Origin of the sequence: Pseudomonas sp. A0308 (assembly GCF_044218815.1) — a bacterium.
In the GTDB taxonomy this organism is placed as follows: Bacteria; Pseudomonadota; Gammaproteobacteria; order Pseudomonadales; family Pseudomonadaceae; genus Aquipseudomonas; species Aquipseudomonas iridis.
Map to the genome: position 1 here is coordinate 5888599 of NZ_CP162581.1, position 26520 is coordinate 5915118.

The window sequence follows — 26520 nt, forward strand, 5'->3', positions numbered from 1 at the left end:
TCCCTTGTGGGAGCGAGCCTGCTCGCGAAAGCGTTGTGTCAGTTGACATCACAGTTCAATGGCCCACCGCATTCGCGAGCAGGCTCGCTCCCACAGGTTTTGCAGCGTTTCGCTGATCGGCATCAGTCATTCGTGCTGCGAAGCCGCCATCCACCGGCTCCGATGCCTTGTTCAGCCTGCCAGGCAGGCGGCGAAGCCCTGGTTCAGGGCCGCACGATCCAGGTCGCGGCCGATGAACACGATCTTGCTTGAGCGGGGCTCCGTGCCCCACGCGGTCGACGCCCGGAATTCCACCAGGCTGTGCACGCCTTGCAGTACGTAGCGTTGGTCTTCGTTAGCCACCGCCAGCACGCCTTTCATGCGGTACAGGTTGTCGGCCTGGGATGAGCGCAGTTCGCTGATCCAGCGGTGGAACGCCATCAGATCGACCGCGCCGTCGACGGCGATGCCCACCGACGACACGCTCGGGTCATGTTGGTGATCCAGCTCTTCGATAGAGTGCTCATGGGCATGTTCGTGGTGGTCATGCTGTTCAGCGCCGATTTCCATGAGTTTTTGCGTGCATTCGAAAGCGCCGATGCCGAGGATCTTCGTCAGGTCGATTTGCGCGTGGGTGGAGGTCACCAGATCCGCCGTGGCATTCAAGCCACGGATCTTGCCGCGCAAGGCTTCGACTTCTTCAGCGCTGACCAGGTCGACCTTGTTGATGACGATGCGGTCGGCACAGACAATCTGATCGACCGCCTGATTGTCGACGCCGTCCAGTTGCAGATCTTCCAGATGCTGGGCGATGTGCTTGGCGTCGACCATGGTCACGATCGCGTCGAGTTCGACTTCATCGGCAATCGGGTCGTTGATGAAAAAGCTCTGCGCCACAGGGTACGGATCGGCCAGACCGCTGGTCTCGATCAGGATGTGGTCGAGCCGCACCGGGCGCGCCACCAACTCGCGGACGATGCGCACCAGGTCCTCGCGAACCTCGGCGGTGCAGCACACGCAGCCATTGACCATCTCGTAGATTTCTTCGGTTTCCGAACTCAGCACCAGGTCGCCGTCGATACCGACTTCGCCAAACTCGTTTTCGATCACGGCGATCTTGCGGCCGTGGTTTTCCTTGAGGATGTAATTGAGCAGGGTGGTTTTACCGGCACCGAGGAACCCGGTGAGGATGGTCACGGGGATTTTGGTGTTCGGGGTTGGGGCGTTGAATGGGGTGTTCATTGAGAGCTCCTTGGTATTGATAGACCGGTGCACGATGAAATGAGTGATGACGCTTTCTGTGGGAGCTGGCCTGCCAGCGATGGCGGTGTGTCATTCACCGGTGATGCCGACTGACCTATTGCTATCGCTGGCAAGCCAGCTCCCACAGGGGCCGGGGGGTTCTCTCCAGCGTGTGGCGGTGCCCGCATCGAGGCCGAACAGGTCGAGTACCCGGCCAAGGCTGTGGTCGACCATTTGCGCGAGGTTATCGGGGCGGGCATAGAAGGCCGGCACCGGCGGGGCGATGATGGCGCCCATCTCGGTGACGGCAGTCATGTTGCGCAGGTGCGCGAGGGTCAGCGGGGTTTCGCGGGCCATCAGCACCAGCGTGCGGCGTTCCTTGAGGGTGACGTCGGCGGCACGGCCGATCAGCCCGGATGACGCGCCGGTGGCAATCTCTGCCAGCGTCCTCATCGAGCACGGCGCAACCACCATGCCCAGGCAGCGGAATGAACCGCTGGCGATCCCGGCGGCGACGTCATCGGCGCGGTGGTAGTGGCTGGCCAGGGCGATGATGTCGGCGAGTTTGTAGTCGGTTTCGTGGGCCATGGTCAGTAACGCGGCGCGGCTGATAATCAGGTGGCTTTCGATGTCCAGTTCGCCGAGCAATTGCAGCAGGCGCACGCCGTAGATGAAGCCGGACGCGCCGCTGATGCCGACCACCATCCGTTGCCGAATCACGATTCCAGCTCCTTGAGCAGTTGCCGCGCGCGTTCAAGTACGCCCTGATCGAGCTGCGCCTTGATCCCGTCGAACCCGGAACCGCGCGTTGCATCCAGCCCCATCCGCGAGGTAGTGCCATTGACAGAGGACGACGGGTCGAGCGGACTGCCGGGCAAGCCGTCGATGGTGAAAATATCCAGATGCGGCTGGAAGTGCGTGGCTAGCGCCCATAGCACCTGGCTGTCGTCGCTGATGTCGATATCACTGTCCACCGCGATCACGGTTTTCAGATACGGGTCCCAGCCGAGCAGGGCCAGCATGATCTGCCGCGCCTCGCCGTCGCGGCTCTGATCCAGTGCCACGTAGCAATGAAAATGCGTGCCGGAGTTCGGGTAGTGCACGGCGGTGACGGCGGGGAAACGTGCCTTGAGCTTCTCGCTCATTTCCGCTTCCCGCGGCAGGCGCGCAAGCGTCAGATGCTCGGCATAGCGGCCGCCCATTACATCGACCAGCCAGGCGTCCTTGCGCCGCAGCAAGGTGTCGACGCGCAGCACATTGTTGGTCGAGCGATCCGAGGAGTAACCACTGAATTCGCCGAACGGGCCTTCCTCGGCGTAGGCCGCCGGATCGATGGCGCCTTCCAGCACAAACTCGGCATACGCCGGAACACCAATGCCATAGCGCGGGGTTTTCACCAGCTCCAGCGGTGCGCCAAACAAGCCGCCGGCCACCGCACGTTCGTCACTGCCATAGGGCAGGCGCGCAGCAGCGGCGAGCATGAACAATGGATGCGCGCCGACCACCATCGCCACGCGCAGTTCTTCGCCACGTTCGCGAGCGGTTTGCAGCATCCGCCACAGGTGCCCGCGTGAATGCAGACTGGTGGCGAGGGCCTGACGGGCGTGACGCATCGAACGGTGGTAGCTCATGTTGGCGATGCCGGTCACCGGGTCTTCGGCGATGATGATCGCGTTGGTGATGTACGGCCCGCGATCACTGTCGAAATGCTTGAGCATCGGCAGCAATGCCAGATCCAGCGTTTCGCCTTCGAAGACTTCATCGAGGATCGGACCGGTTTCTACATAGCGCGGCGGGACTGGCTGGTTGGCGCGGGTCTGGAAGCTTTCGTGCAGTTGCGCAGGGGGTACGCCGAACAACCGGGCGATGCGGGTGCGGGAGGCGAACAGGTTGGTCGCGACCGGCACGCCAAGGTTGCCGACGTTCTCGCAGATCAGCAGTGGATCGCGGCCTTGGGCGGCGAGGGCATCGACCAGGGCAGTGACGTCCTGATCGGCAGAAATCGGATGGGTGATGGTCAGCACATCGTCCGGGTACTCGCGGCGATAGGCATCGATGAATACGTGAAAATCCTGAGAATCGCCGAGCGTCGAACGGGTCATGGTTTCACCTCGTAAAAAGCAGGCACGCAGGGGTGAGAGGGCGTTCGATCGACAAGCCGTTGGCCTGCCGGTCGAGCGAACGCCTGGTCATCTTCGTGCCTGTAAAGTCGCTGTGTGTCGGTCGTAACACTGGCCCCTGTGGGAGCGAGCCTGCTCGCGAATGCGGTTTTGCATTCAATGTTGATGGCGACTGATCCACCGCTTTCGCGAGCAGGCTCGCTCCCACAATGGGTTTTGTGCAGCTAGAGGTACGTGGTGGTCAGGCGTATGTCGGCCTCGACCAGATCTTTCGGCGGTGGCGTCGGTTCGATGCCGCACAAGCGGGCAATGTTGTTGCCCAGGTAGTCTTCCAGATGATCCTCGTCGATCCCCAGACCCTGCGGCGCTGGCGAGCACAACACCTCCAGCTCACGCAGCCACATGCCCGGTTCGTTCGGCGGTGAGTCAGTGCCAAAGACAATCTTGTTGCGTGGCAGCTCCTTGGCGAACTCGACGATCCGTGACTGGAAGCACCAGCCCGATTCGCAGTACACGTTCGGCGTGTCCATCGCCATCCAGAACGCTTCGAACGAGTAGTTGCCGCCGGTTTGGATACCGAAGTGGCCGATGATGAAATTGACCATCGGGAACTCGCGGATGATCGGGTAAAACATTGTTGGAATCGTGTACGGGCCATCGCCTGTGTGGATCAGCACCACGATGTTGTATTTGGCGCAGACCTTCATCGCCGGACGCAGCCAGTCCAGCGCGCGGTCCGGGCGATAGCCGTGCATGTTGGCGTGCAGCTTGAGCATCTTGAAGCCGTATTCCTTGATATGGAATTCCAGCTCCGCCGCACCGTTTTCCGGCCCCCAGCGCGGGTTGAAGTTGAAGTTGCCGATGAAGCGATCCGGGTACTTCATGCACAGTTCGGCGATGTACGACATGTAGTCGCGCACGCCCTCACGGCCACGGCGGTTGCCGTCGCGATAACCGGTGTTGCCCGGTGGCGGCTGGATGAAACCCATGTCGATGCGGCGTGGTTTGCCGTTGATCATGTACGGGCCGTCCATCAACTTGAGCATGCGCTCGCCAGTGAACGGTTCGCCGGTGTGGCGCCAGGCCTCGTCGACCAGGTTGGTGGGGTGCAGATGGGTGTCGATGATCATCGGTTCAGCTCCTGGCCAGTTGAGTGGTGACGGGGCGCTTGAGTTGCGCCTCTGCTTCGGAAACGGAACGCGGTGGCGGGGTTGGCTCAAGGCCGATCATCCGCGCGGTGTTGTTGCCCAGGTACTCTTCGAGGGTGTCTTCGTCGAGGTTGAGGCCCTGCGGCGGCTCATGACACAGCACTTCGAGCAGACGCAGCCACATGCCCGGTTCATTCGGCGGGGTGTCGGTGCCGAAGAGGATTTTGTGCGTCGGCAGGACCTTGGCGAATTCGACGATCCGCGATTGCAGGCACCAGCCCGATTCGCAGTAGACGTTGGGCAATTCCATCGCCCATTGCATCGGCTCGAACACGTAGACGCCGCCGGTCTGCACGCCGAAGTGGGCCATGATGAAATCGACGTTGGGAAACTCCTTGATCATCGGCACCCATTCGGACGGGATGCTGTACGGCCCGTCGCCGGTGTGCAGCTTGACCGGGATGCCCAGCTCGGCGCATTTCTCGAAGCAGGGACGCACCCAGTCCAGCGCACGGTCCGGACGATAGGCGTGCATGTTGGCCTGCATCTGGACCATCTTGAAGCCGTGCTCCTTGACGTAGCGCTCGATCGCCTCGACGCCGTTTTCCACGCCGCAGCGCGGGTTGTAGACGAAGCAGCCGATGAACCGGTCCGGGTAGGTCTGGACCATTTTCAGGGTGTAGGCCATGTAGGCGTCGATGGATTCACGGCCGGTCAGGTCGCCGTCGGTCCAGGTGTAAATCGTGTTGCCTTGCGGCGGCTGGATGAAGGCTTTGTCGATGCGGCGAGGCTTACCGTTGACCATGTAGGGGCCATCCATCATCTCCAGCAGACGCTCGCCGGTGAACGGGTCACCGTCATGCCTCCAGGCGAGGTCCACCAGATCGGTGGGATAGCAACTGATATCGATGATCATTGAAGTCGATCTCCTGATAGCGGGGAAGGAGCCTTGCGGCTCTCGGCATCCACGTCCCGGGCAATCGGCCATTTCTATGCGCAACGTGCACGCATTCCCTCGCCTGGTCGCATCCGGCCCGGGTGGGTGGCTGCTGAGGGCGAGTATTGGAAAGGGGGGAGGGGTTCGTACAATATTAATTGGGAGCGGTGGTGATATGCGTTCGATATGGTTTTGCGGTGATGGGACTGGCCTCATCGCTGGCAAGCCAGCTCCCACAATGATCGAGGTGTTAATCCGATCTGCGTCGCAACACAGAAACTGTGGGAGCTGGCTTGCCAGCGATGGCGTCAGGATTGTGTTCGCTGGGCCAACTGCTTGATCACCTCAACCACCGGCGCCACGCGCTCAGCCTGGCCCTGCGGCCACACGGCATACAGGTTGTAATGCGCCGCAATCTGCGCCTCGTTCAACGTCACCAACCGTCCGCTGCGCAAGGCATCGGCGGCCAGTAATCCACGCACCAGTCCTGCGCCGACGCCAGCCTCGGCAGCGGCAATCAGATTCGCCGCGTTATCAAAAATCACCCGTGCCGTGGGTTCGGTCGGTGTCATCCCGGCAGCATCCAGCCAAGGAATCCACGAGCGCCGCGTATACCCCAGCAACGGTAACTCGAGCACTTGCGCCGGACTCAATGGCAACTGCAATCCATGCCGTTCCAGCAACTCAGGCGAGGCCACCGCCATCACCCGGTCGCCACAGATTTGCGTCATCTCACAGTCGTCCCAATCGCCATATCCGTAACGCAACGCCAGATCGACCCGCTCAAACGTGCTGCGATCACTGCGCGGCATCGACAGCAGCGTCACCTCGTAATCCGGCAGGCCATCGAGCAACTGCGGCAGGCGTGGATTGAGCCAGCTCTGCGCCAGTTCACTGTCGACATCCAGCGTCAGGCGTTGCGCCACGCTGCGGTTTTTTACCGAGGACAACGCCCGATCAATCTGCGCCAGCCCGTCCGACAACACGCTGGCAAACAACTGCCCGGCGTCCGTCAGGTTGCTGCCGCCACCTTCACGCACGAACAACGGCTGGCCGATGAAGTCCTCCAGCGCACGTATCTGCTGGCTGATGGCGCTGTGGGTCAGGTCGAGTTTGCGCGCCGCGCTGGAAAAACTGCCGCTGCGCGCCGCGTGAATAAACGCGCTCATGGACTGCACCGACGGGTATCGCTTGTACATGTTGTTAGTCCTGCTTACACCGGTTGGCAGAAATCGTCGCTGGCCGCAGATTGCCGTGGCTTCCAATAATCGGTGACCAGGCCCGCACAAAGACGGGCCGCTCTCTTGGAGCCTGACAATGATTACATTCACGGTTAACGGCGAACGACGCGAGCTGGATGAAGCGTCCCCCTCCATGCCCTTGTTATGGGTCTTGCGTGATCAGTTGAAACTCACCGGCACCAAATTCGGTTGTGGCATGGGCCTGTGCGGTGCCTGCACCGTGCATCTGGACGGTGTAGCCGTGCGTTCCTGCCAGTTGCCGCTGGCCGCCGTCGCGGGCCACAGCATCACCACCATCGAAGGCTTGTCGCCGACGCAAAACCATCCGTTGCAACTGGCCTGGGTCGCCGAAGATGTGCCGCAATGCGGCTACTGTCAATCGGGGCAGATCATGTCGGCGGCTGCGTTGCTCAGCACCGGTGCGGCAGTGACTGATGATTCGATCCGCAATGCCATGTCCGGCAACATCTGCCGCTGCGGCACCTACGGGCGTATCAACAAAGCCATCAAACGCGCGGCGAATACGCCGAAGGAGGCTTGATGAGCCTTCTCGATGATAGCTGTGCCGAGCTTCCGCGCCGGGTGTTTCTCAAACAAGCGGTCACGGTCGCTTCCGGTTTGGCGATTGCCTTGTATCTGCCGAGCGGGATGGCGGCGACTGACCCGAAGGCCCCGGCACCGGCCAGCGAATTCGAACCCAATGCCTGGGTGCGCGTGCTGCCCGACGGCACGGTGAAACTGGTGGTGCACAAGCACGATTCCGGCACCGGTACGCATACCGCGCTGGCCGCGTGTGTGGCCGAGGAACTCGATGTCAATCCTATGACCGTGCAGGTGATCACCCCGGAAGATCCGTTCTTCGAAACCTACATTCATCCGATCTGGAAAGTCTTCTCCACGGGCGGCAGCACCAGCGTTTCGCTGGAGTACGACCGCTTGCGTATGGCCGGTGCCACGGCGCGGGCGTTGTTGATCACGGCAGCGGCCAAACAGTGGAAAGTCAGCCCCAAGAGTTGCTCCACCGAACAAGGTCGGGTGGTGCACCCCTCGAGCAAACGCAGCCTGGGTTACGGCGAACTTGTCGGCGTGGCGGCGCATCTGCCGGCACCCGACAAGGTCACGCTGAAGGATCCATCGCAGTTCAAATACATCGGCAAACTACGGCATAAACGCGACGCGGCAGCCAAGGTCTGCGGGCAGTTCAGGTACAGCATCGACGTGCAATTGCCGGGAATGCTGGTGGCGGTGATCCAGCGTGCGCCGGTGGTGGGCGCGAAAGTGGTCAGCGTGGGCTCGGCAGCAGCGTTACGGGTGCCCGGCGTGCGCAAAGTGATCGCGATTCCCGGGCGGCCCGATGTGCTGGGCGGCAATCTGGAAGGTGTCGCGGTGTTGGCCGATACGTACTGGGCGGCGCAGGAGGGGCGCAAGCTACTGGACATCCGGTGGAGCGATTCGACGCTGGCCGGGTTCGACAGCGACCAGTTGTTCAGCGCCCAGGCCAAAGCCATCGGTGATCCGCAAGCGCAAACCGTCAATGCCATGACTCAAGGTGATGTCGCCGGGCAATGGGCGGGCGCAGCGAAGCTGCTCGAAGCCGATTACACCATGCCCTACAAGGTGCAAAACCCCCTGGAACCGATCTGCATCACGGCACACGTTAAAGACAAGGCAATCACCTATTGGGGCGGCGTGCAGGTGCCGTCCTCGGCGCTGGAAGCGGCGCAAACCGTGTGTGGGATCGACAAGGCCAGCGTCACCATCCATGAGTTGGTTTCCGGCGGTAGTTTCGGTGCGCGGGAGGCCAAATACTGGTTGTTCGAAGTGGCCTATCTGGCGCAGAAAACCGGTGTACCGGTGAAGCTGCTCAACAGCCGCGAAGACGAAATGCACGCGCTCTTCTATCACCCGGCAACGCTGAACCGGATCAAAGGTGCACTGGACGCTCAGGGGAAACTCACCGCACTGCAATTGCATGCCGTATCGCCGGCTTCGCCCGAGCAGTGGGAGCCAGGTTACTTCCAGCGCCCGGATCACATGGATTACAGCACCACCGAAGCCATCACCGCGTGGGACTTCGCCTACCGTCCGCCGCATCTGCAACTGAATTGGGTCAGGCATGAAAGCAACGTGCCCAGCGGTTGGTATCGCTCGGTGAGTTTCATTCCCAACGTGTTCGCCGTGGAAAGCTTCATGGACGAACTGGCCCACGCGGCGGGTGCCGATCCGCTGGCTTTCCGCCTGGCCAATATGCAGGAGCGACCGCGTCATGTAGCGGTGCTCAAGCAGGCCGCCGAGCGCGCCGGATGGGGCCAACCATTGCCGCCGGGCACGGCGCTGGGGATCGCGACCAATCAGGGTTACACCAGTTTTATCGCAGTGGTGGCGCGGGTCGCGACCGTCGATGGCAAGGCCCGGGTCGAAAAACTCACCTGCGTGGTCGATTGTGGTTTGGCCGTGTCGCCGGGCGGAGTCGAGGAGCAGATCTACGGCGGCCTGATGTGGGGCCTGGGCCATGCGTTGTTTGACAAGCTCGATATCAAACAGGGCAGGGTGGTGCAGAGCAACTTCCACGACTATCGCGTGGCGCGCATGTCCGACATGCCGGCCACTGACATCGTTGTGCTGGACGGCGAGCCGAGTAAACCCGGCGGCGTTGGTGAACTGGGCAGCCCGTCCGTGGTGCCGGCCATCGCCAATGCGCTGTTCGCGCTGACCGGCGTGCGTCAGCGCTCGACACCGCTGAGTGTGGGGTAAACGGCCATGGATCTGCGTCTGCTGCGGTATTTCATGGCCCTTGCCGATGAGCTGCATTTCGGCCGTGCCGCCGAGCGGCTGCACATCTGTCAGCCGCCGTTGAGCCAACAGATTCGTCTGCTGGAAGAGGAACTCGGCACGCCGCTGTTCGAGCGCAGTCATCATCGCGTCGAGCTGACCGCAGCGGGGCAGATGCTCAAGGAGCAGGCGCCGCTGGTATTCGAACAGCTTGAACGCGCCCTGGACCTGACCCGGCAAACCGGGCGCGGGCAGCTCGGTGAACTGGAAATCGGCATGATCAGCTCGGTGATGGTCGGCGTGCTGCCCAAAGCGCTGCATCTGTTTCGCGAGCGCTATCCGCAGGTCACCTGGCGTTTGCATGAAATGACCCCGGCGGCGCAGGTCAAGGCGTTGAAGGAGAAACGCATCGACGCCTGCGTGTTCCGCGTGGGCTATGATGACTCGCAATTGCGCAATGAATTGCTGATTTACGAGCCGATCCATGTGGTGATGCCAGCGGATCATCCGTTGGCTGGTCGCGACGTGTTGGCCCCGGCGGATCTGGCGCTGGAGCCGTTTGTGGCGCTGGAGTTGAAGCAGTCACGGTTTGCCAACTTCCTCTACCAGTGCTGCATTCAGGCCGGCTTCACGCCGCAGATCCGCCAGCAGGTGATCGAGGTGCAGACCCTGCTCAGCCTGGTACGTGCGGGTTTTGGCGTGGCGCTGTTGCCAGCGTCCATCGAACAGTTGGCGCCGGCGGGCCTGGTGTTCCGAAACCTGACCCCGGCGTTGCCGGAAGTGCCGTTGTACGTCACGTATCGCGCGGACGATGCTTCGCCGGTGCTCAAGCTGTTTCTCGATACCCTGCGTGAATTGCGCGAAAACCCCTAAACTCCTACAGGGGTGTCTGTCGTGCGAATACGGGGGGTGTGCGTAGCGCAACGTCGCGGCGCACGATCTCGGTGCCGCGCGGTCGTAACCTTCACATGGGCGTATCACTTGTGGAGATCCAATGAGCCAGGAAGTCCTGACCCGCGAAACCAATCGTCGTCAGTTGCAGCAGATCATCGCCGGGCTGTCCGACGGTGTGATTTTGCTTGAGCTCGATCAGAGCATCCTCTGGGCCAACGAAGCGGCGCTGGCCATGCACGGCGTCAGCCGGATCGGCGAGTTGGGCGCGAATGCCGACGAGTACGCCAAGCGCTTCAGCCTGCGCTATCGCAATAACCATATGGTGCCGCCCGAAAACTATCCGATCAGCCGCGTTGCGCGTTGCGAAGTCTTCAGTGACGTATTGATCGAGGTGTTCACGGTAGATGATCCGGAACGCGTCTGGGTTCATAGCGTGCGCAGCATGGTGCTGACCGACCGCGAAGGGCAGCCAGAGTCGCTGGTGCTGATCATGAGCGACGTCACCGATTGGGCCAACGCAGAGCTGCGTTTCGAAAAAACCTTCAACGCCAACCCGGCGCCGGCGGTGATCTGCCGTCTCAGCGACTTGCGTTACATCAAGGTCAATCCGGGGTTTCTGGAGATGACTGGCTATACCCGCGACCAAGTGATCGGTACTTCGGCCTATGAAATAGACATTTTCGAGCAGGCCGAGAAAAGAGATCTGGCCATCCAGCGCCTGCGCGACGTGGCGACCATTCCGCAGATGCAGGCCGAGTTGCGCCTGCCCGATGGCAGCAGCAAGCAAGTGATTGTCGCCGGGCAACCCCTGTTGCTCAACGATGAGCAATGCATGCTGTTTTCCTTCGTTGACGTGGAACTGCGCCGCCGGGCTGAGGTGGCGCTGCGCCAGAGCGAGGAACGCTTCGCCACGGCTTTTCGACTGACCCCGGTGCCGATTCTGATTTGCACGGCCGACGATCAGCAGATCATGGACGTCAATCAGGCTTTCCTCGATTCCCTGGCCTATACCAGCGATGACGTGTTGGGCAAAACCGTGACGCAACTGGACTTCATCGACGACGATGGCGCCCGGAACCGGCTGCTGACGGCGTTGGCAAAAAGCGGTCGGGTTGACCGGGTGGATTTGCGCGTGCGCAAAAGGGATGCCGATCTGCTGGAATGCGCGGTGTCTGCCGATACCGTCAACATTCACGACGTGCCTTGCTACTTGCTGGTGCTGATGGACATCACCGAGCGCAAACGTACCGAGCTTGAACTGGTGTCTGCGATTGAGGAGGTGATGAAAGACGCCTCCTGGTTCAGTCGTACGCTGATCGAAAAACTGGCGAATGTGAAGAAGATCAATTCACCGCAACTGCCGAGCGTGTCGTTCACCGATCTGACGGCACGGGAACGTGATGTGCTTGGCCTGATCTGCGAAGGCCTGGCAGACAAGGAGATTGCGGCGCGCTTGAAACTGGCGCCGAACACTGTGCGCAATCATGTGGCGACGGTGTATTCCAAGCTCGATGTGCATAGCCGCAGCGAGGCGATTGTGTGGGCGCGGGAGCGCGGGCTGTTTTCCGGTGAGTGGCGCACCAAGGGGCAACGTTAGGTGCAAATGCACTAGTGGGCAGGGTGCAAATTGATGTGTTGGGGCGAGGACTCTTTTTTTAGTCTGTTGGAGTGCGGTACAAGCCTTTTCGGCTTGGGATCGCGTCCCTTCGATACAGATTAAGGAACGGCCTCAATGATCAATCTTGCGCAGTTGCGCGCCCAGCTTGAGCACAGTTTTGCGCCGCTGGCGTGTGAGTGTTCGGTGGATGGCGATCATTCGCTGACGGTAAAGCTTTATCACCCGGTGTCGGGGCAGGTCGATCTGGTGATCAGTGGCTTGAAGCTCAATGCCTTGCGTACGCCTGAGTCGGTGGCGGCTTTGATCGATGAATTGCGGTATGAGTTGGAGAGTAATTCTTTGCGCTCTTCTCGGGATACTGATCTGGCCTAGGCATTTGCTTGGGTGTGGGGCTGGGTTGTCAGCGATGGCGGCCTGACGGCCGGCCTGTGTCTGGCTGGGCGCATGCAATTCAAAACTGTGGCAGTCAGCTTGCCAACCGAGCCATTTCTTTCAGGTGTATGCCGACCGTGTGGGAGCTGGCTTGCCAGCGATGGCGGCCTGACTGGCGACCGGAGATTTAAGTCTTGCGCTCTCGAATCCCAACGCAAAATCGACAGCCAATGGCCCCGCACACCTGCGGTTTACTGGCGCTCGCGAAGGTCTCGTCTATAAAGAATGAGTGGTCAGGTTTTCCGTGGGCGTTTTGCTCGCGGAAGTTTGTCTCCCCTTTATCGCGGGTCGTCCTATGAACAGTCTTGGGAAACGCGTGTGTTTGCCGTCGTCACTGGCTTTTTGCGTGGCGTTGTTGGCCGGTTGTGCCAGTCCGCCGCCGCCTCCACCTGTAGCGCCACCTCCACCGCCGGAACGTACTTGTCAGGTCATCGAGACCACTGAGGTGGCGGGGGATGCTTATGTCGACGAGCAGGTGACTCGACATATCACTACTACCCGTTGTGTCACTCAATAACACCGGCGGGGCGCAAGTCTCGGGTTGTGCTGTTGCTGTCGGTGCACTTTGGCTGGCAGTTGCCCAAAATCGCGGGCTAACCCCTAACCTTGTAGGAGCTGCCGAAGGCTGCGATCTTTTGATCTTGCTTTTAAAGATCAAGAGATCGCAGCCTTCGGCAGCTCCTACAGGGATCAGGGATCACAACGGAGTATCAGGACAGGAAACCACCATCCACGTTCAGCGAAACCCCTGTGGTGTAGCTCGACGCATCGCTCGCCAGATACAACACCGCCCCCGCCATTTCACTCGGATCCGCCACGCGCTTGAGCGGGATCTGCGTCAATGCTTGCTTGAGAATCGCATCGTTTTTCACCAGTGCCGAGGCGAATTTGGTGTCGGTCAGACCCGGCAGCAGGGCGTTGCAGCGGATACCGAATTGCGCGCATTCCTTGGCGAAGACCTTGGTCATGTTGATCACCGCCGCTTTGGTCACCGAATAGATGCCCTGGAACACGCCCGGCGAAATACCGTTGATCGACGCGACGTTGATGATGCTGCCACCGCCGTTTTCGCGCATAAGCTTGCCCGCTTCCACGGACATGAAGAAGTAGCCGCGAATGTTCACATCGACGGTCTTCTGGAAAGCGCCGAGATCGGTGTCCAGCACATTGCAGAACTGCGGGTTGGTCGCGGCGTTGTTGACCAGAATATCCAGGCGGCCGAACTGTTCCTTGATCCCGGCGAACACCTGGCTGATCTGCTCCATTTCCCCGATGTGGCAGGCAACCGCAGTGGCTTTGCCGCCAGCGGCGATGATCGCGTCGGCGACATGTTGGCAGCCGTCGAGTTTGCGGCTCGAGACAATTACGTGGGCGCCTTGCTGGGCCAGCAGTTTGGCGATGGCTTCACCAATGCCACGGCTGGCGCCGGAGACGAAAGCGATCTTGCCGTCGAGGTCGAACAACTGAGTCTTGGACATGGGATTCCCTTGTGAAAATTCTTGTTGGAGGGCCTGGATCAGAGGCTTGATTTCTGGATGACCTGCAAGCTCATCTGCTCCAGCAGTTTGTTCATGTGAATGAACTGCGCGAAGCGTTTGTCCTGGGTCTGGCCATGGTAGAAGCGGTAGTAAATCTGCTGCACGATGCCGGCCAGGCGGAACAGGCCGTAGGTGTAGTAGAAGTCGAAGTTGTCGATCTGGATGCCCGAACGCTCGGCGTAGTAGTCGACGAATTCGCGGCGGGTCAGCATGCCCGGTGCGTGGCTCGGCTGGCGGCGCATCAGTTGCACTGGCGCCGGGTCGTCGGCTTCGATCCAGTAGGCGAGGGTGTTGCCCAGATCCATCAGCGGATCGCCCAGGGTGGTCAGTTCCCAGTCAAGTACGCCGATGATCTGCATCGGGTTATGCGGGTCGAGGATGACGTTGTCGAAGCGATAGTCGTTATGGACGATGCTTGAGGTCGGGTGATCGGCTGGCATCTTCTCGTTGAGCCAGGCTTTGACCGCTTCCCAGTGAGGCGCGTCCGGGGTCAGGGCTTTTTCGTAGCGTTCGCTCCAGCCTTTGATCTGGCGGGCCACGTAGCCTTCGGGTTTGCCCAGATCGCCCAGGCCGCAAGCGTTGTAGTCGACCTGGTGCAGTTCGACGAAGCGGTCGATAAAGCCCTTGCACAGCGCTTCGGTTTTCGCCGAATCGAGGCCCAGCTCCGGCGGCAGTTCCGAGCGCAGGATAATTCCGTTGACCCGCTCCATCACGTAGAACTCTGCGCCGATCACCGATTCGTCGGTGCAGTGCACATAGGCTTTGGGGCAATACGGGAAGCCGTCGCGCAACTGATTGAGAATGCGGAATTCGCGGCCCATGTCGTGGGCGGATTTGGCCTTGTGGCCGAACGGCGGCCGGCGCAAGACGAACTCCTGCTGCGGGTATTCCAGGAGATAAGTCAGGTTCGACGCACCACCGGGAAACTGGCTGATCGCCGGGGAGCCGCTCAGGCCCGGAATGTGTGCCTTGAGGTACGGATCAATCAGGCTGGCATCGAGTTCTTCGCCAGAGCGGATACGGGTGGACTGGTCAGTAAGCGCCATGCTTATCCCTTCTGCTTATTTTGGAGGCCAGACATCATTGGCTAATCTAATGGCGCGCCGGGACGTCCACAAGCGCGCTGCGGTCTTATAGGTTAGCGTGTTGCCCGATAATCACCTGTGGGAATGTGCAGGGCGGGGTGGGTAAATGGCGGCGCGTGATCCTCTAGTGCACGCGTTGATTGTTGATTTTTGGCGGCAACTGAATCGGCGTCAGCACCGGTTGCCCGGAGAAGAATGCCACAAGGTTTTTCCCCACCAGCTCCACGGTGCCTTGGGTGGCTTCCGGTGACAGACCGGCGACGTGCGGGGTTAGTAGCACGTTGCTCAGGGCTTTCAACGCATCCGGTACTTGCGGTTCATGGTCGAACACATCCAGCGCGGCGCCGGCAATGCGCCGTTGTTCAAGGGCGGTGATCAGATCCGCCGTGGCGATCACACTGGCCCGGGCGATATTGACGATAAAACCTTTAGGGCCCAGCGCGTCGAGCACGGGACGGGTTACCAGATGCTGCGTGCCGATCCCGCCCGGCGTGGCGACGATGAGGAAATCGGACGCCCGCGCCAGTTCGTTCGGGGTTGAGCAAAACGCGTAAGGCACCTCGCTGCGCACCTGACGGCTGTGATAGCTGATCTGCATGTCGAACCCAAGGCTGGCACGTTTGGCGATCGCCAGACCCACTGCACCCAAGCCAAGAATCCCCAGCCGTTTGCCAGACAGGGATGGACGCATGATCTTCGGCCATTCACCCCGACGCACAGCGGCATCGCAGCGCGGAATATCGCGCACCAACGCCAGCAGCATCGCCATCGCATGATCAGCCACCGACGAGGCGTTGACCCCGGCGCCGTTGGTCACGGTAATCCCGCGATCACTGGCGGCTTGCAGGTCGACCTGTTCGTAACCGGCACCGATCACCGTGATGATTTTCAACGCCGGCAGCGCGGCAATTTCATCGGCGGTCAGACCTAACGGACCACGGGTCAGCACTGCATCGATCCGCGTGCCGTGGGTGGCAATGGCTTGCGCACGTTCGGCCGGCGTGGGAGCGAGGATCAGATGAAAGCCCTGGTGCTCGAGAATCGGCAGGTAGTCATTGATGGTTTCAACCAGTACCAGAACGGTGGCGGGCATTGCGCGGCTCCTTTGAACAATGGCGGTTCAGTCGCGAAGTCGTAGCAGAATGCTGATTCCTGAGCGGATTGGCAATGACTGAGCGCTGCCCCGTTTCAGCCAGTGTAGGAGCTGAAACTGGGAGCGCGCGGGCACTTCGTCAGAAGGCCGGTGCGGGGCAATAACTCAGCGAAAAGCGGGATCGGGGTTTTGTCTGATGTCGAGGCGAACGAGGGGCGTGGGCAGGCCCATGGGGCAGGGGACTCATTCACGCTAGACCCTGTGGGCTGGATTGAAAGGATCCGGTGTTTGGGGTGACGTTCTGTGCGACCAGGCTTTGGCTGAGCCGGCGGCCAATCAATTGCTCGATAACTGGGTGCCGCCGCGGTTTCCACTGCGACTCTGTATGAGCCAGCCTACCCAACTCGCGGATTTTGCCTACGAAATCGCCGGATTCATCTGCTATCTGGGAAGGGATGAATAGGAAATCATAGGGCACAAAGTAGCTCGGGCAGTCAGTGCCAATAGCCAAGGACGGCGCATGCTTCATGAAGATCGCGAATATATGGAACTCCAAAGGCTAATGAATGAAACACGGAAACTCGCGGCCGAGAGACAAAAGCTACTAGCGGAAGCAAAAAAATTAGAGAGGGAGACGAATTTGTATCCACTCGCAGTATTGGGTGGAGTCGTGACCGCAATCACTGCAGTGGCAGGCGTTTTTTTCAAGCTTTGAGTGTTCGCGCTTCACAACAGTCAGACCATGACTCAAAAAGGAAATGAACATGAGTACATTTGACCGCAAGGCCATGATTGAACAGTTAGATCGAGAGCACGATGAGTGGGTCGAGAAGATGCGTATCAAAGACAAGGACGATATGTATCCAATTTGGGGGATGCTGGGGTTCGGCATTTTTTGCATGTCACTTGGATTCCTCTTGGCTCGATCAATCTGATCTGGTTTTTCCGATCACAATCGGTGCTGGAGCTTGCCAGAAAACGACACTGCACATACCCAGCGCCGACAGCTAATTTCCCAAAAACGACACCCTTCTCATCTGCTCCGCACAACCATTCCTCAGCTAAGTCTTTGCTTCTGCTCATTTATCACGGAGAATCGCGCCCCTGTTTCGGCCGGAGCATGTCTGTCGGTTTTTTCCGACGCGTCCTGACCGAGTGGCAAGTGACCGGAATGCGGAGATCCGACCGGATGAATGATCAGGCCAAAAGCGTTGATCAACGCTTTGATGCAGCAGCACCCGCTGAACTTTCGAGCTGGAATCGCCAGGACACCACCTGGATGTTGGGACTGTTCGGGACGGCCATCGGCGCCGGCACCCTGTACTTGCCGATCAACGCAGGGATCGGTGGCTTCTGGCCGCTGGTGATCCTCTCGCTGTTGGCCTTCCCCATGACGTTCTACGCACACCGCGGTCTGACCCGGTTTGTGCTGTCCGGTCGCGAAGGCGCCGACATCACTGACGTGGTCGAAGAGCATTTCGGCATCAAGGCCGGCGCGCTGATCACACTGCTGTATTTCCTTGCCATCTTCCCGATCCTGCTGATCTACAGCGTCGGCCTGACCAACACGGTCGCCAGTTTCCTCGAACATCAACTGCACATCACGCCGCCGCCGCGCGCGCTCCTGTCGTTCGTGCTTATCCTTGGTTTGCTGGCTGTGGTGCGTTGTGGCGAACAGGCGATCGTCAAGGCGATGAGCTTGCTGGTCTATCCGTTCATCGTCGCGCTGCTGTTCCTCGCGGTGTACCTGATTCCGCACTGGAACGGCGGCATCCTCACCACCGTGTCGCAAGTTCCCGCGCCGTCGGAGCTGCTGCACACGCTGTGGCTGGCGATTCCGGTGATTGTGTTCTCGTTCAACCACTCGCCGATCATCTCGGCGTTCGCGGTCGATCAAAAGCGCCGTTACGGCACCCACGCCGATGAGCGCAGCTCGCAAATTCTCTGCCGTGCGCACCTGCTGATGGTGGTGATGGTGCTGTTCTTCGTGTTCAGCTGCGTGCTGACACTGTCGCCAGCTCAACTGGCTGAAGCGAAGGACCAGAACCTGTCGATCCTGTCGTACCTGGCCAACCACTTCAGCAACCCGACCATCGAGTTCGTGGCACCGCTGATTGCGTTCGTGGCGATTTCCAAGTCGTTCCTCGGTCACTACATCGGTGCCAGTGAAGGCCTGAAAGGTCTGATCATCAAGAGCGGCAAGCGTCCCGGCGCCAAGGCGCTGGATCGCATCGTGGCGGCTTTCATGCTGGTGGTGTGCTGGATCGTGGCGACGTTGAATCCGAGCATCCTCGGCATGATCGAGACCATCGGTGGCCCGGTTATCGCGGCGATCCTGTTCCTGATGCCGATGTATGCAATCCGCAAAGTGCCGGCGATGGCACGCTTTCGTGGTCAAGCGTCCAACGTGTTCGTCACCGTGGTAGGTCTTGTGGCGATTTCGGCGGTGGTTTACAAACTGACGATGTAAAGCAAGATCCACAGAAAAGCCGCTGCACACGATGTGTGTAGCGGTTTTTTTTCGTCTGGAAAGACGATGGTACCTGACACACCGCTATCGCTGGCAAGCCAGCTCCCACAGGGATTTCAGTGTTTGCACGATGGTGGGTGTCACGCAAAACATTGTAGGAGTGAGCCTGCTCGCGATAGCGGTGGCTCATTCAAAAATGATGGTGGCTGACACGCTGCCATCGCTGGCAAGCCAGCTCCCACAGGGATTGCGGGTGTTTGCGCATTGGTGGGCATCACACAGAACACTGTGGGAGCTGGCTTGCCAGCGATGAGGCCGGAGCATGCGGCGACTCTTCTGCAGGCATAAAAAAACGCCGCTCATCTCGCGATGGGCGGCGTTTTTTCATGGCGTTGTAACGTTAGGCTTGAACGACCGGGATGTTGGCGTTCGCAGCAGCTTCACGGAACTCGGCGATCTGGTCGAAGGACAGGTAACGGTAGATATCGGCCGCCATGCTGTCGATCTTGCCAGCGTATTCCATGTACTCCTCGACGGTCGGCAGGCGACCCAGGATCGAAGCAACCGACGCCAGCTCGGCCGAGGCCAGGTAGACGTTAGCGCCGTCGCCCAGACGGTTCGGGAAGTTACGGGTCGACGTGGAGACCACGGTGCTGTTCGGCTCAACGCGTGCCTGGTTACCCATGCACAGCGAGCAGCCTGGCATTTCCATGCGCGCGCCAGCCTTGCCGTAGATGCCGTAGTAGCCTTCTTCGGTCAGTTGGTGAGCGTCCATCTTGGTCGGCGGCGACAGCCACAGACGGGTTGGCAGCTGACCCTTGACCTGATCCAGCAGTTTACCGGCAGCGCGGAAGTGACCAATGTTGGTCATGCACGAACCGATGAACACTTCGTCGATCTTCTCGCCAGCAACGCTGGACAGCAGACGGGCGTCGTCCGGATCGTTTGGTGCGCAGAGCACAGGCTCGCTGATGTCGGCCAGGTCGATTTCGATGATTTCGGCGTATTCGGCGTCAGCATCGGCTTCCATCAGCTCAGGGTTGGCAACCCAGGCTTCCATCGCTTGTGCGCGGCGTTCCAGAGTACGTGCATCGCCGTAGCCTTCGCCGATCATCCAGCGCAGCAGGGTGATGTTGGAGTTCAGGTACTCGGTGATCGACTCTTTCGACAGCTTGATGGTGCAACCGGCAGCCGAACGTTCGGCCGAGGCGTCGGACAGCTCGAAAGCCTGTTCCAGCGTCAGACCTTCCAGGCCTTCGATTTCCAGAATGCGGCCGGAGAAGGCGTTTTTCTTGCCTTTCTTCTCGACGGTCAGCAGACCGTTCTGGATAGCGAAGTAAGGAATGGCATGAACCAGGTCACGCAGGGTGATGCCAGGTTTCATTTTGCCTTTGAAGCGCACCAGGATCGATTCCGGCATGTCCAGCGGCATGACGCCGGTGGCAGCGGCGAACGCGACCAGACCGGAACCGGCCGGGAACGAGATGCCCATCGGGAAACGGGTGTGCGAGTCACCACCGGTACCGACGGTGTCCGGCAGCAGCATGCGGTTCAGCCACGAGTGGATGATGCCGTCGCCCGGACGCAGGGAAACGCCGCCGCGGGTCATGATGAAGTCAGGCAGGGTGTGGTGGGTGGTCACGTCGATCGGCTTTGGATAAGCCGCGGTGTGGCAGAAAGACTGCATCACCAGATCAGCGGAGAAGCCCAGGCACGCCAGGTCTTTCAGTTCGTCACGGGTCATTGGACCGGTGGTGTCCTGAGAACCTACGGTGGTCATCTTCGGTTCGCAGTAGGTGCCAGGACGAACGCCTTTGCCTTCTGCCAGACCGCAAGCCTTGCCGACCATTTTCTGCGCCAGGGTGAAACCCTTGGTGCTTTCAATTGGAGCATCCGGCTTCTTGAACAGATCGAACGGTGGCAGACCCAGTTCGGCGCGAGCCTTCTCGGTCAGGCCACGGCCGATGATCAGCGGGATACGGCCGCCAGCGCGAACTTCGTCCAACAGCACCGGAGTCTTCATTTCGAAGGTGGTCAGGACTTCGTCGGTGCCGTGTTTGCAGACTTTGCCAGCATGCGGATACAGGTCGATCACGTCGCCCATGTGCATGTTGGAAACGTCGAATTCGATTGGCAGTGCGCCGGCATCTTCCATGGTGTTGTAGAAGATCGGAGCGATTTTGCTGCCGAAGCAGAAACCGCCAGCGCGCTTGTTCGGCACGTAAGGAACGTCGTCGCCGAAGAACCACAGTACCGAGTTGGTTGCCGATTTACGCGACGAACCGGTACCGACCACGTCACCGACGTAGGCGATCGGGAAGCCTTGACCGCGCATTTCTTCGATCTGCTTCATCGGGCCGATGGCGCCCTGCTGATCAGGAACGATGCCGTCGCGAGCCATTTTCAGCATGGCCAGGGCGTGCAGCGGGATGTCTGGACGCGACCAGGCATCTGGAGCCGGGGACAAGTCGTCGGTGTTGGTTTCGCCGGTTACCTTGAACACGCGCAGGCTGATCTTGTCGGCCAGGGTCGGGCGGTTCTTGAACCACTCACCGTCAGCCCAGGATTGCAGCACGGCTTTGGCGTGAACGTTGCCGTTCTTGGCTTTTTCGGCCACGTCGTGGAACGCGTCGAACATCAGCAGGGTGTGCTTGAGTTGTGCGGCAGCGACTGGCGCCAGCTCGGCGTCGTCCAGCAGGTCAACCAGGGTCACGATGTTGTAGCCGCCCTGCATGGTGCCGAGCAGTTCTACAGCGCGCTTCTTGTCCAGCAGAGGGGAGGAGACTTCGCCCTTGGCCAGAGCAGACAGGAAACCGGCCTTTACATAGGCAGCTTCGTCCACACCTGGTGGAATGCGATTGGTGATCAGGTCAACGAGAAAAGCTTCTTCGCCAGCCGGAGGATTCTTCAACAGCTCGACCAGGCCGGCTGTTTGTTCGGCGTTAAGCGGCTGGGGAACGATACCCAGTGCTGCGCGCTCTTCGATATGTTTGCGGTAGGCTTCAAGCACAGTTATTACCCTCATCAGTGGTCCCAAATGGGTGTCCGGGACGCTCGTCGCGAAATGCTCGTACTCATGCGCTGCGTGGCGTTGTGGGCCACTTAGCCAGAATTACCGACCATTCCTTACAGAAGCTGCTTTCAAAGTTTTACGCCTGCAGAGGGGGAGCTGATGAGGGTTGGCGTTGGGCTTTTCCCCGCTGGAAAAACCCGTCGCCAACACCGCTCTGAAGGAACGACTGTGCTCGTGACGCTTTGAAAACAGCTTCTAACGGACATTTGCGCCTTAAAAGGCTGGCTGATTCTACGGCAAAAAAAATTTAAAGGTAAGTCGGGCTCTATTGGACTTTGGTGGCGTTGTGCGCGGGCGGGCCAAATACCGGGCCGGTGCTTGCCCCTGACGTTTGAGGGGTGATCAATGCCTGACAAAGGGCTAACATGCCGACCTGTTCCGCGTTTCAGTGCCTTTGCCTACCTTATATGCCCAATCAGACCATCAAGACCCCCTGCGTCGGCCTCTGCTCCACTGTTTACGGTGATCTGGTGTGCCGTGGCTGCAAGCGTTTCCATCACGAAGTGATCAATTGGAATGGTTACGGCGAGGAGGAAAAGCGTGCGGTGTGGCTGCGTCTGGAGCAGTTGCTGTCACAGGTGATGGCGAGCAAGGTCGAGATTTTCGACCCGGCGCGGCTGCGTCAGCAGCTCGAGCAGCGCAAGATCCGCTTCGTGCCGCATCAGTCGGAATATTGCTGGGCGTATCAACTGATTGCCCGTGGCGCGCGGGTGATCATTAATCTGGAAGCCTACGGCATGGTGTTGCTGCCGGAGTTTCGCGACTGGGGTCTGCCGCAATTGCGCGATGCCATTGATCGGGAATTCTTCCTGCTTTCGGAAGCGCACTATGAGCGCTACATCGCCCCCGGATTTCTCAAAGACGCCTTTGGCGCTTGAAAGCCAAAAGATCGCAGCCTTCGGCCGCTCCTACAGGTAGAACGCATTCCCTTGTAGGAGCTGCCGAAGGCTTTGATCTTTTGATCTTTATTGTTTTACCGCCAACTCCACCAGATGATCCTCAACCTCTTGCGGCTTGAGCACCAGCACATCACTCTCCAGCGTATCCAGCACCACCTCGGCCGTATTACCGATCAATGCCCCTGACAGCCCGGTCCGTGCCACTGTGCCAATCACCGTGACCGCCGCTTGCAGCTTGTGGGCCATAAACGGAATCAACACATCCGCCGGACCTTCCTCGATATGCAAGTGCGCGTCATCAATGTCGAACTCGGCTTGAAATGCCCGGCATTGCTCGCGATATCGCGCTGCGATGGTTTCGCTGAGCTGCAACGTCGGGTCGGCCGCCGACAGCATCGGTGACGGGTGGGCGCTGATCACGTGCAGATGCGCCTTGGCCAGGCTGGCAATGTCATAGCCGTGATCGATGATCGTCGTGTGCAGATGCCGATGCTCCCCATCGGTATTTCCTACATCGATCGCTGCCAGAATCACCTTGTCCTTCCACGAAGTTGAGGTTTTCACCAGCAGCACCGGTGTAGGGCAGTGACGCAGCAGTTTCCAGTCGGCGGGTGTCAGCAGCGCTTTTTTCAACGAGCTGTCGGGGAAATGCTGTTTGATCACCAGCCCGCAACCTTCGGCTTGCTGCACATCGATGATGGTTTCGTGCAGGCTCTCGTTCCATGCCTGTTCGGTGGTCACGCTGTAACCGTCCGCCAGCAGCGCGGTTTTGAGCACGCTGAGCATGCCGGCGTGATCATGCTTCCTGTCGCACACCAGCAGGTGCAAATGGGCCTGGGTCACGCCAGCGATCAGTTTGGCGCGCTTGAGCGCCAGGCTTTCCGAATGTTCGGGTTCGATGACCACCAGAATGCTGCGAATGGCTTGCATGAGCGGAGTCTCCAACAAAGAAAAGGCACGGCGTTGCACAACTATAGTTGCTGCTTGAACACCTGCGACTTGATGCATATCAACGCCAGCCGCTGGTGGTCTGTCCGCAGGCCGGTATAATCGGCGCCCTTCGCTCGAACACCTTTTGTCGTGAGCCCCATGATCCTTCCCGAAATCCACGAATTCCTTGGCTGCCGCACCCCTGACGCCTGGGTCCAGGCCGCACTGGCCGATCAGGAAACCCTGCTGATTGACCACAAGAACTGCGAGTTCAAGGCTGCCAGCACCGCGCTTAGCCTGATAGCCAAGTACCATTCCCACGTCGACCTCATCAACATGATGTCGCGTCTGGCCCGGGAAGAACTGGTGCACCACGAACAAGTCATGCGCCTGATGAAACGCCGCAAGATCGAACTGCGCCAGCTCCACGCCGGCCGCTACGCTTCGAGCCTGCGCAAAGTGGTGCGCAGCCACGAGCCGGTGAAGCTGGTGGATACCCTGGTGGTCGGCGCGTTTATCGAAGCGCGCAGTTGCGAGCGTTTCGAAGCACTGGTGCCGCATTTGGACGAAGAACTCGGCAAGTTCTACTTTGGTCTGTTGAAAAGCGAGGCACGGCATTTTCAGGGTTATCTGAAACTGGCTTATCAATATGGTGAGGCGAAGGATGTTGCGCAGGTGGTCGAAAGAGTTCGCGCCGCCGAGCAGGAGTTGATCGAATCGCCGGATACGGAATTCCGCTTCCACAGCGGCGTGCCTGCCGCTGTGTGAACCCGTCTATGTAGGAGCTGCCGAAGGCTGCGATCTTTTGATCTTGCTTCCAAAATCAAAAGATCGCAGCCTGCGGCAGCTCCTACAGGGAAACTGTTAAAAACTCTTAAGAGTATGAAACATCACCGAAAACCGGCCCCCGCGGCCGGTTTTTGCTGCCCGCGATAAACGTCTTGCCCCTGAATGCCGCCATAATGCCGCCCACTTCACAGACGGTTGGCAGATGGTCGTTATGGATAACCTGGGTTTTGGCAAAGTCCTGCTGGTGGAAGACGATGAGCGCCTCGCCACGCTGATCGCCCACTTCCTCGAACAACATGGCTACGAGGTGCGCACGGTGCATCGCGGTGATCTGGCCGTGGCGGCTTTTCTGGAGTTCAGACCCAAAGTCGTGGTGCTCGACCTGATGCTGCCGGGGCAGAGCGGTCTGCATGTGTGCCGGGAAATACGCAGTGTGTCGGACACGCCGATTGTCATCCTGACGGCCAAGGAAGACGACCTCGATCATATTCTCGGCCTGGAGTCCGGTGCTGATGACTACGTGATCAAACCGATCAAGCCGCCGGTGCTGCTGGCCCGATTGCGCGCCTTGCAGCGCCGGCAGGTACCGGACAGCAGTGTGGTGCATTTCCTCGAATTCGGTCAGTTGAGCATTGATCGCAGTTGCCGCGAAGTGCGATTGGCGGGCGAGATCATCGAACTGACCACCATGGAATTCGAGCTGCTGTGGCTGCTGGCCAGTGCCGCCGGCAATACGCTGTCACGCGATGACATCCTCAATCGCATGCGCGGTATTGCCTTTGATGGGCTCAATCGCAGCGTCGACGTCTACATCAGCAAGCTGCGCAACAAGCTCAAGGACAACCCTCGCGAACCGGTGTGCATCAAGACCGTGTGGGGCAAAGGTTATCTGTTCAATCCGTTTGCGTGGGAGTTGTAGATGCTGCGGTTATTCCTCGGGCTGTTTCTGGTGATGACGGTCGGTCTGGTGCTGGCGTTGCAGACAGTCGAACACACTTTCAACGCGTTGCTCGACAACCAGATGCAGGCCTACAACCGCGAGGCTGTGCGCGGTCAGGCGTGGTCATTGGTGGACCATTTGCGCGGGCGCCAGGGCGCCGATCGTGAGCAGCAACTGGAGAGCTTGCGGCCACATTACGGCCTGTCACTGAAACTGGTTGAGGCCGATCAACTGGCCCTGACGCCAGAGGAAAAAGTCCAGTTGGCGCAGAATGTGCTGGTGATCCGCGACAGCTACACCCAGTTCATCAGCAACATTGACGGCGGTTCGCAGGTGCTCAGCATCAAACTCCCGCCAGAACCGAGCCTGATGCCGTTCTACATCGCCGCGGCTTACGGGATGCTGGCGGTGTTGATCGGCATTGTCCTGTTTTTCTGGGTGCGCCCGCACTGGCGTGACCTGGAGAAACTGCGTCTGGCGGCAGAGCGTTTTGGCGACAACGATCTGTCGGCACGCATTCAGTTGTCCAAACGCTCGAACATCCGCGATCTGGCCGAGCACTTCAACTTGATGGCGGCGCGCATCGAAGGCCTGATCGCCAATCAGCGTGAACTGACCAACGCCGTCTCCCACGAGCTGCGCACGCCGATTGCACGGCTGTCGTTCGAACTCGACCAGCTCAAGCAGTTGCCGGACGCCAGTCAGAACCGCGAACTGATTGCCGACATGTACGCCGACCTTGGCGAGTTGGAGGAAATGGTTTCGGAACTGCTCACCTACGCCAGCCTTGAGCGGGGTGCGACGGTGATCAAGCGCGAGAACATCCAGGCGGCCAATTGGCTCGATAGCGTCGTCGGCAGCGTGGCGCTGGAGGCGGAAGCAGCGGGGGTGCAGTTGTTGATCGGTGAGTGCCGGCTCGACACGGTGCGCATCGAACCGCGCTTCATGGCGCGGGCAGTGATCAACCTGCTGCGCAATGCCATTCGCTATGCCGAGCAGCGCGTCGAAGTGACGCTGATGCGCACCGGGGACTGTTACGAAGTGCGGGTCAACGACGACGGGCCCGGCGTACCGGTCCATGGCCGGGAGAAGATTTTCGAACCGTTCTCGCGGCTGGATGCCAGCCGCGATCGACGTACCGGTGGTTTTGGATTGGGGCTGGCGCTGGTGCGGCGGGTGTCGCAGTCCCATGGCGGACAGGTTGACGTCGGCGATTCGCCGTGGGGCGGAGCGTCGTTTCGGATGACGTGGGCGCATCTGGATTAATGCTGTTGGCTGTAACGGCCTTATCGCTGGCAAGCCAGCTCCCACAGGATTTGT

Annotated in this window: 22 protein-coding genes; 11 read left to right on the forward strand and 11 right to left on the reverse strand. The window is 59.8% G+C overall.

Annotated features, from left to right (window positions below; all coding sequences use genetic code 11):
* Positions 1-171: 171 nt before the first annotated feature.
* The 6 genes from AB4P92_RS27225 to AB4P92_RS27250 all read right to left on the reverse strand — a co-directional run bounded on the left by AB4P92_RS27225 (position 172) and on the right by AB4P92_RS27250 (position 6625).
* The gene (locus AB4P92_RS27225; protein WP_210623685.1) at positions 172-1221 is read right to left on the reverse strand and encodes a GTP-binding protein; all 1050 of its coding nucleotides are present in this window, start codon (positions 1219-1221) and stop codon (positions 172-174) included.
* Positions 1222-1311: 90 nt separating this feature from the next.
* Positions 1312-1926 carry a UbiX family flavin prenyltransferase gene (locus tag AB4P92_RS27230; RefSeq protein WP_210623932.1) on the reverse strand — a complete coding sequence of 205 codons (615 nt, stop codon included), beginning with the start codon at positions 1924-1926 and terminating at the stop codon, positions 1312-1314.
* An 11-nt stretch (positions 1927-1937) separates the two neighbouring features.
* On the reverse strand, positions 1938-3323 hold the full coding sequence (locus AB4P92_RS27235) for a UbiD family decarboxylase (protein ID WP_395598457.1): 1386 nt from the start codon (positions 3321-3323) through the stop codon (positions 1938-1940).
* 242 nt (positions 3324-3565) lie between these two features.
* Positions 3566-4471: an amidohydrolase family protein gene (locus AB4P92_RS27240; protein WP_034152486.1), complete on the reverse strand. Its 906-nt coding sequence runs from the start codon at positions 4469-4471 to the stop codon at positions 3566-3568.
* A gap of 4 nt (positions 4472-4475) precedes the next feature.
* Positions 4476-5405, reverse strand: coding sequence for an amidohydrolase family protein (locus AB4P92_RS27245; RefSeq protein ID WP_042559644.1), 930 nt, complete (start codon positions 5403-5405; stop codon positions 4476-4478).
* 329 nt (positions 5406-5734) lie between these two features.
* Complete coding sequence (locus AB4P92_RS27250; RefSeq protein WP_042559643.1) at positions 5735-6625, reverse strand: LysR substrate-binding domain-containing protein; 891 nt, start codon at positions 6623-6625, stop codon at positions 5735-5737.
* A gap of 118 nt (positions 6626-6743) precedes the next feature.
* Between AB4P92_RS27250 and AB4P92_RS27255 the strand changes: the two genes are divergently transcribed.
* From AB4P92_RS27255 to AB4P92_RS27275, 5 genes are all read left to right on the forward strand, one after another.
* Positions 6744-7208 (forward strand): (2Fe-2S)-binding protein, encoded by a 465-nt coding sequence (locus AB4P92_RS27255; protein WP_042559642.1) that lies wholly within the window; start codon positions 6744-6746, stop codon positions 7206-7208.
* Positions 7208-9421, forward strand: coding sequence for a molybdopterin cofactor-binding domain-containing protein (locus AB4P92_RS27260; protein WP_395598458.1), 2214 nt, complete (start codon positions 7208-7210; stop codon positions 9419-9421). Before AB4P92_RS27255 ends, AB4P92_RS27260 begins: the two co-directional genes overlap by 1 nt.
* A 6-nt stretch (positions 9422-9427) precedes the next feature.
* Positions 9428-10312: a LysR substrate-binding domain-containing protein gene (locus AB4P92_RS27265; RefSeq protein WP_261737031.1), complete on the forward strand. Its 885-nt coding sequence runs from the start codon at positions 9428-9430 to the stop codon at positions 10310-10312.
* A gap of 121 nt (positions 10313-10433) precedes the next feature.
* Positions 10434-11930: a helix-turn-helix transcriptional regulator gene (locus tag AB4P92_RS27270; RefSeq protein ID WP_047301841.1), complete on the forward strand. Its 1497-nt coding sequence runs from the start codon at positions 10434-10436 to the stop codon at positions 11928-11930.
* Between the two features lie 135 nt (positions 11931-12065).
* Complete coding sequence (locus tag AB4P92_RS27275) at positions 12066-12323, forward strand: DUF1652 domain-containing protein (protein WP_047301839.1); 258 nt, start codon at positions 12066-12068, stop codon at positions 12321-12323.
* A gap of 770 nt (positions 12324-13093) precedes the next feature.
* On the opposite strand, the gene AB4P92_RS27280 is transcribed toward AB4P92_RS27275, so the two are convergent.
* From AB4P92_RS27280 to AB4P92_RS27290, 3 genes are all read right to left on the reverse strand, one after another.
* Positions 13094-13861, reverse strand: a complete 768-nt coding sequence (locus AB4P92_RS27280) for an SDR family oxidoreductase (RefSeq protein ID WP_042559635.1) — start codon at positions 13859-13861, stop codon at positions 13094-13096.
* A 38-nt stretch (positions 13862-13899) separates the two neighbouring features.
* Positions 13900-14967 carry a phosphotransferase family protein gene (locus tag AB4P92_RS27285; RefSeq protein WP_261737029.1) on the reverse strand — a complete coding sequence of 356 codons (1068 nt, stop codon included), beginning with the start codon at positions 14965-14967 and terminating at the stop codon, positions 13900-13902.
* A 163-nt stretch (positions 14968-15130) separates the two neighbouring features.
* Positions 15131-16099 (reverse strand): 2-hydroxyacid dehydrogenase, encoded by a 969-nt coding sequence (locus AB4P92_RS27290; protein WP_395598459.1) that lies wholly within the window; start codon positions 16097-16099, stop codon positions 15131-15133.
* Between the two features lie 764 nt (positions 16100-16863).
* On the opposite strand from AB4P92_RS27290, the gene AB4P92_RS27295 reads away from it, so the two are divergent.
* Together AB4P92_RS27295 and AB4P92_RS27300 are read left to right on the forward strand one after the other, a co-directional pair.
* On the forward strand, positions 16864-17034 hold the full coding sequence (locus AB4P92_RS27295) for a hypothetical protein (protein ID WP_196304163.1): 171 nt from the start codon (positions 16864-16866) through the stop codon (positions 17032-17034).
* 254 nt (positions 17035-17288) lie between these two features.
* On the forward strand, positions 17289-18569 hold the full coding sequence (locus AB4P92_RS27300) for an HAAAP family serine/threonine permease (protein WP_047301827.1): 1281 nt from the start codon (positions 17289-17291) through the stop codon (positions 18567-18569).
* A gap of 400 nt (positions 18570-18969) precedes the next feature.
* Here the strand turns inward: AB4P92_RS27300 and acnB are convergent, their stop codons facing one another.
* A complete protein-coding gene (acnB, locus tag AB4P92_RS27305; RefSeq protein WP_042559629.1) occupies positions 18970-21579 on the reverse strand; it encodes a bifunctional aconitate hydratase 2/2-methylisocitrate dehydratase in 2610 nt (869 codons plus the stop codon).
* A gap of 470 nt (positions 21580-22049) precedes the next feature.
* Between acnB and AB4P92_RS27310 the strand changes: the two genes are divergently transcribed.
* Positions 22050-22520, forward strand: coding sequence for a DUF1289 domain-containing protein (locus AB4P92_RS27310; protein ID WP_047301825.1), 471 nt, complete (start codon positions 22050-22052; stop codon positions 22518-22520).
* A gap of 87 nt (positions 22521-22607) precedes the next feature.
* On the opposite strand, the gene AB4P92_RS27315 is transcribed toward AB4P92_RS27310, so the two are convergent.
* Complete coding sequence (locus AB4P92_RS27315; protein WP_261737028.1) at positions 22608-23471, reverse strand: universal stress protein; 864 nt, start codon at positions 23469-23471, stop codon at positions 22608-22610.
* 159 nt (positions 23472-23630) lie between these two features.
* Here AB4P92_RS27315 and AB4P92_RS27320 point away from each other — a divergent pair, with 159 nt between their 5' ends.
* From AB4P92_RS27320 to AB4P92_RS27330, 3 genes are all read left to right on the forward strand, one after another.
* Positions 23631-24239 (forward strand): tRNA-(ms[2]io[6]A)-hydroxylase, encoded by a 609-nt coding sequence (locus AB4P92_RS27320; RefSeq protein WP_042559626.1) that lies wholly within the window; start codon positions 23631-23633, stop codon positions 24237-24239.
* Between the two features lie 232 nt (positions 24240-24471).
* Positions 24472-25179: a response regulator gene (locus AB4P92_RS27325; RefSeq protein ID WP_042559625.1), complete on the forward strand. Its 708-nt coding sequence runs from the start codon at positions 24472-24474 to the stop codon at positions 25177-25179.
* On the forward strand, positions 25180-26466 hold the full coding sequence (locus tag AB4P92_RS27330; RefSeq protein WP_273875396.1) for an ATP-binding protein: 1287 nt from the start codon (positions 25180-25182) through the stop codon (positions 26464-26466).
* The last annotated feature ends 54 nt before the right edge of the window (positions 26467-26520 follow it).

Coding starts and splice junctions, on each gene's coding strand:
- AB4P92_RS27225 (WP_210623685.1), bottom strand. CDS start 1,221: ATGAACACCCCATTCAACGCCCCAACCCCGAACACCAAAATCCCCGTG.
- AB4P92_RS27230 (WP_210623932.1), bottom strand. CDS start 1,926: ATGGTGGTCGGCATCAGCGGCGCGTCCGGCTTCATCTACGGCGTGCGC.
- AB4P92_RS27235 (WP_395598457.1), bottom strand. CDS start 3,323: ATGACCCGTTCGACGCTCGGCGATTCTCAGGATTTTCACGTATTCATC.
- AB4P92_RS27240 (WP_034152486.1), bottom strand. CDS start 4,471: ATGATCATCGACACCCATCTGCACCCCACCAACCTGGTCGACGAGGCC.
- AB4P92_RS27245 (WP_042559644.1), bottom strand. CDS start 5,405: ATGATCATCGATATCAGTTGCTATCCCACCGATCTGGTGGACCTCGCC.
- AB4P92_RS27250 (WP_042559643.1), bottom strand. CDS start 6,625: ATGTACAAGCGATACCCGTCGGTGCAGTCCATGAGCGCGTTTATTCAC.
- AB4P92_RS27255 (WP_042559642.1), top strand. CDS start 6,744: ATGATTACATTCACGGTTAACGGCGAACGACGCGAGCTGGATGAAGCG.
- AB4P92_RS27260 (WP_395598458.1), top strand. CDS start 7,208: ATGAGCCTTCTCGATGATAGCTGTGCCGAGCTTCCGCGCCGGGTGTTT.
- AB4P92_RS27265 (WP_261737031.1), top strand. CDS start 9,428: ATGGATCTGCGTCTGCTGCGGTATTTCATGGCCCTTGCCGATGAGCTG.
- AB4P92_RS27270 (WP_047301841.1), top strand. CDS start 10,434: ATGAGCCAGGAAGTCCTGACCCGCGAAACCAATCGTCGTCAGTTGCAG.
- AB4P92_RS27275 (WP_047301839.1), top strand. CDS start 12,066: ATGATCAATCTTGCGCAGTTGCGCGCCCAGCTTGAGCACAGTTTTGCG.
- AB4P92_RS27280 (WP_042559635.1), bottom strand. CDS start 13,861: ATGTCCAAGACTCAGTTGTTCGACCTCGACGGCAAGATCGCTTTCGTC.
- AB4P92_RS27285 (WP_261737029.1), bottom strand. CDS start 14,967: ATGGCGCTTACTGACCAGTCCACCCGTATCCGCTCTGGCGAAGAACTC.
- AB4P92_RS27290 (WP_395598459.1), bottom strand. CDS start 16,099: ATGCCCGCCACCGTTCTGGTACTGGTTGAAACCATCAATGACTACCTG.
- AB4P92_RS27295 (WP_196304163.1), top strand. CDS start 16,864: ATGAGTACATTTGACCGCAAGGCCATGATTGAACAGTTAGATCGAGAG.
- AB4P92_RS27300 (WP_047301827.1), top strand. CDS start 17,289: ATGAATGATCAGGCCAAAAGCGTTGATCAACGCTTTGATGCAGCAGCA.
- AB4P92_RS27310 (WP_047301825.1), top strand. CDS start 22,050: ATGCCCAATCAGACCATCAAGACCCCCTGCGTCGGCCTCTGCTCCACT.
- AB4P92_RS27315 (WP_261737028.1), bottom strand. CDS start 23,471: ATGCAAGCCATTCGCAGCATTCTGGTGGTCATCGAACCCGAACATTCG.
- AB4P92_RS27320 (WP_042559626.1), top strand. CDS start 23,631: ATGATCCTTCCCGAAATCCACGAATTCCTTGGCTGCCGCACCCCTGAC.
- AB4P92_RS27325 (WP_042559625.1), top strand. CDS start 24,472: ATGGATAACCTGGGTTTTGGCAAAGTCCTGCTGGTGGAAGACGATGAG.
- AB4P92_RS27330 (WP_273875396.1), top strand. CDS start 25,180: ATGCTGCGGTTATTCCTCGGGCTGTTTCTGGTGATGACGGTCGGTCTG.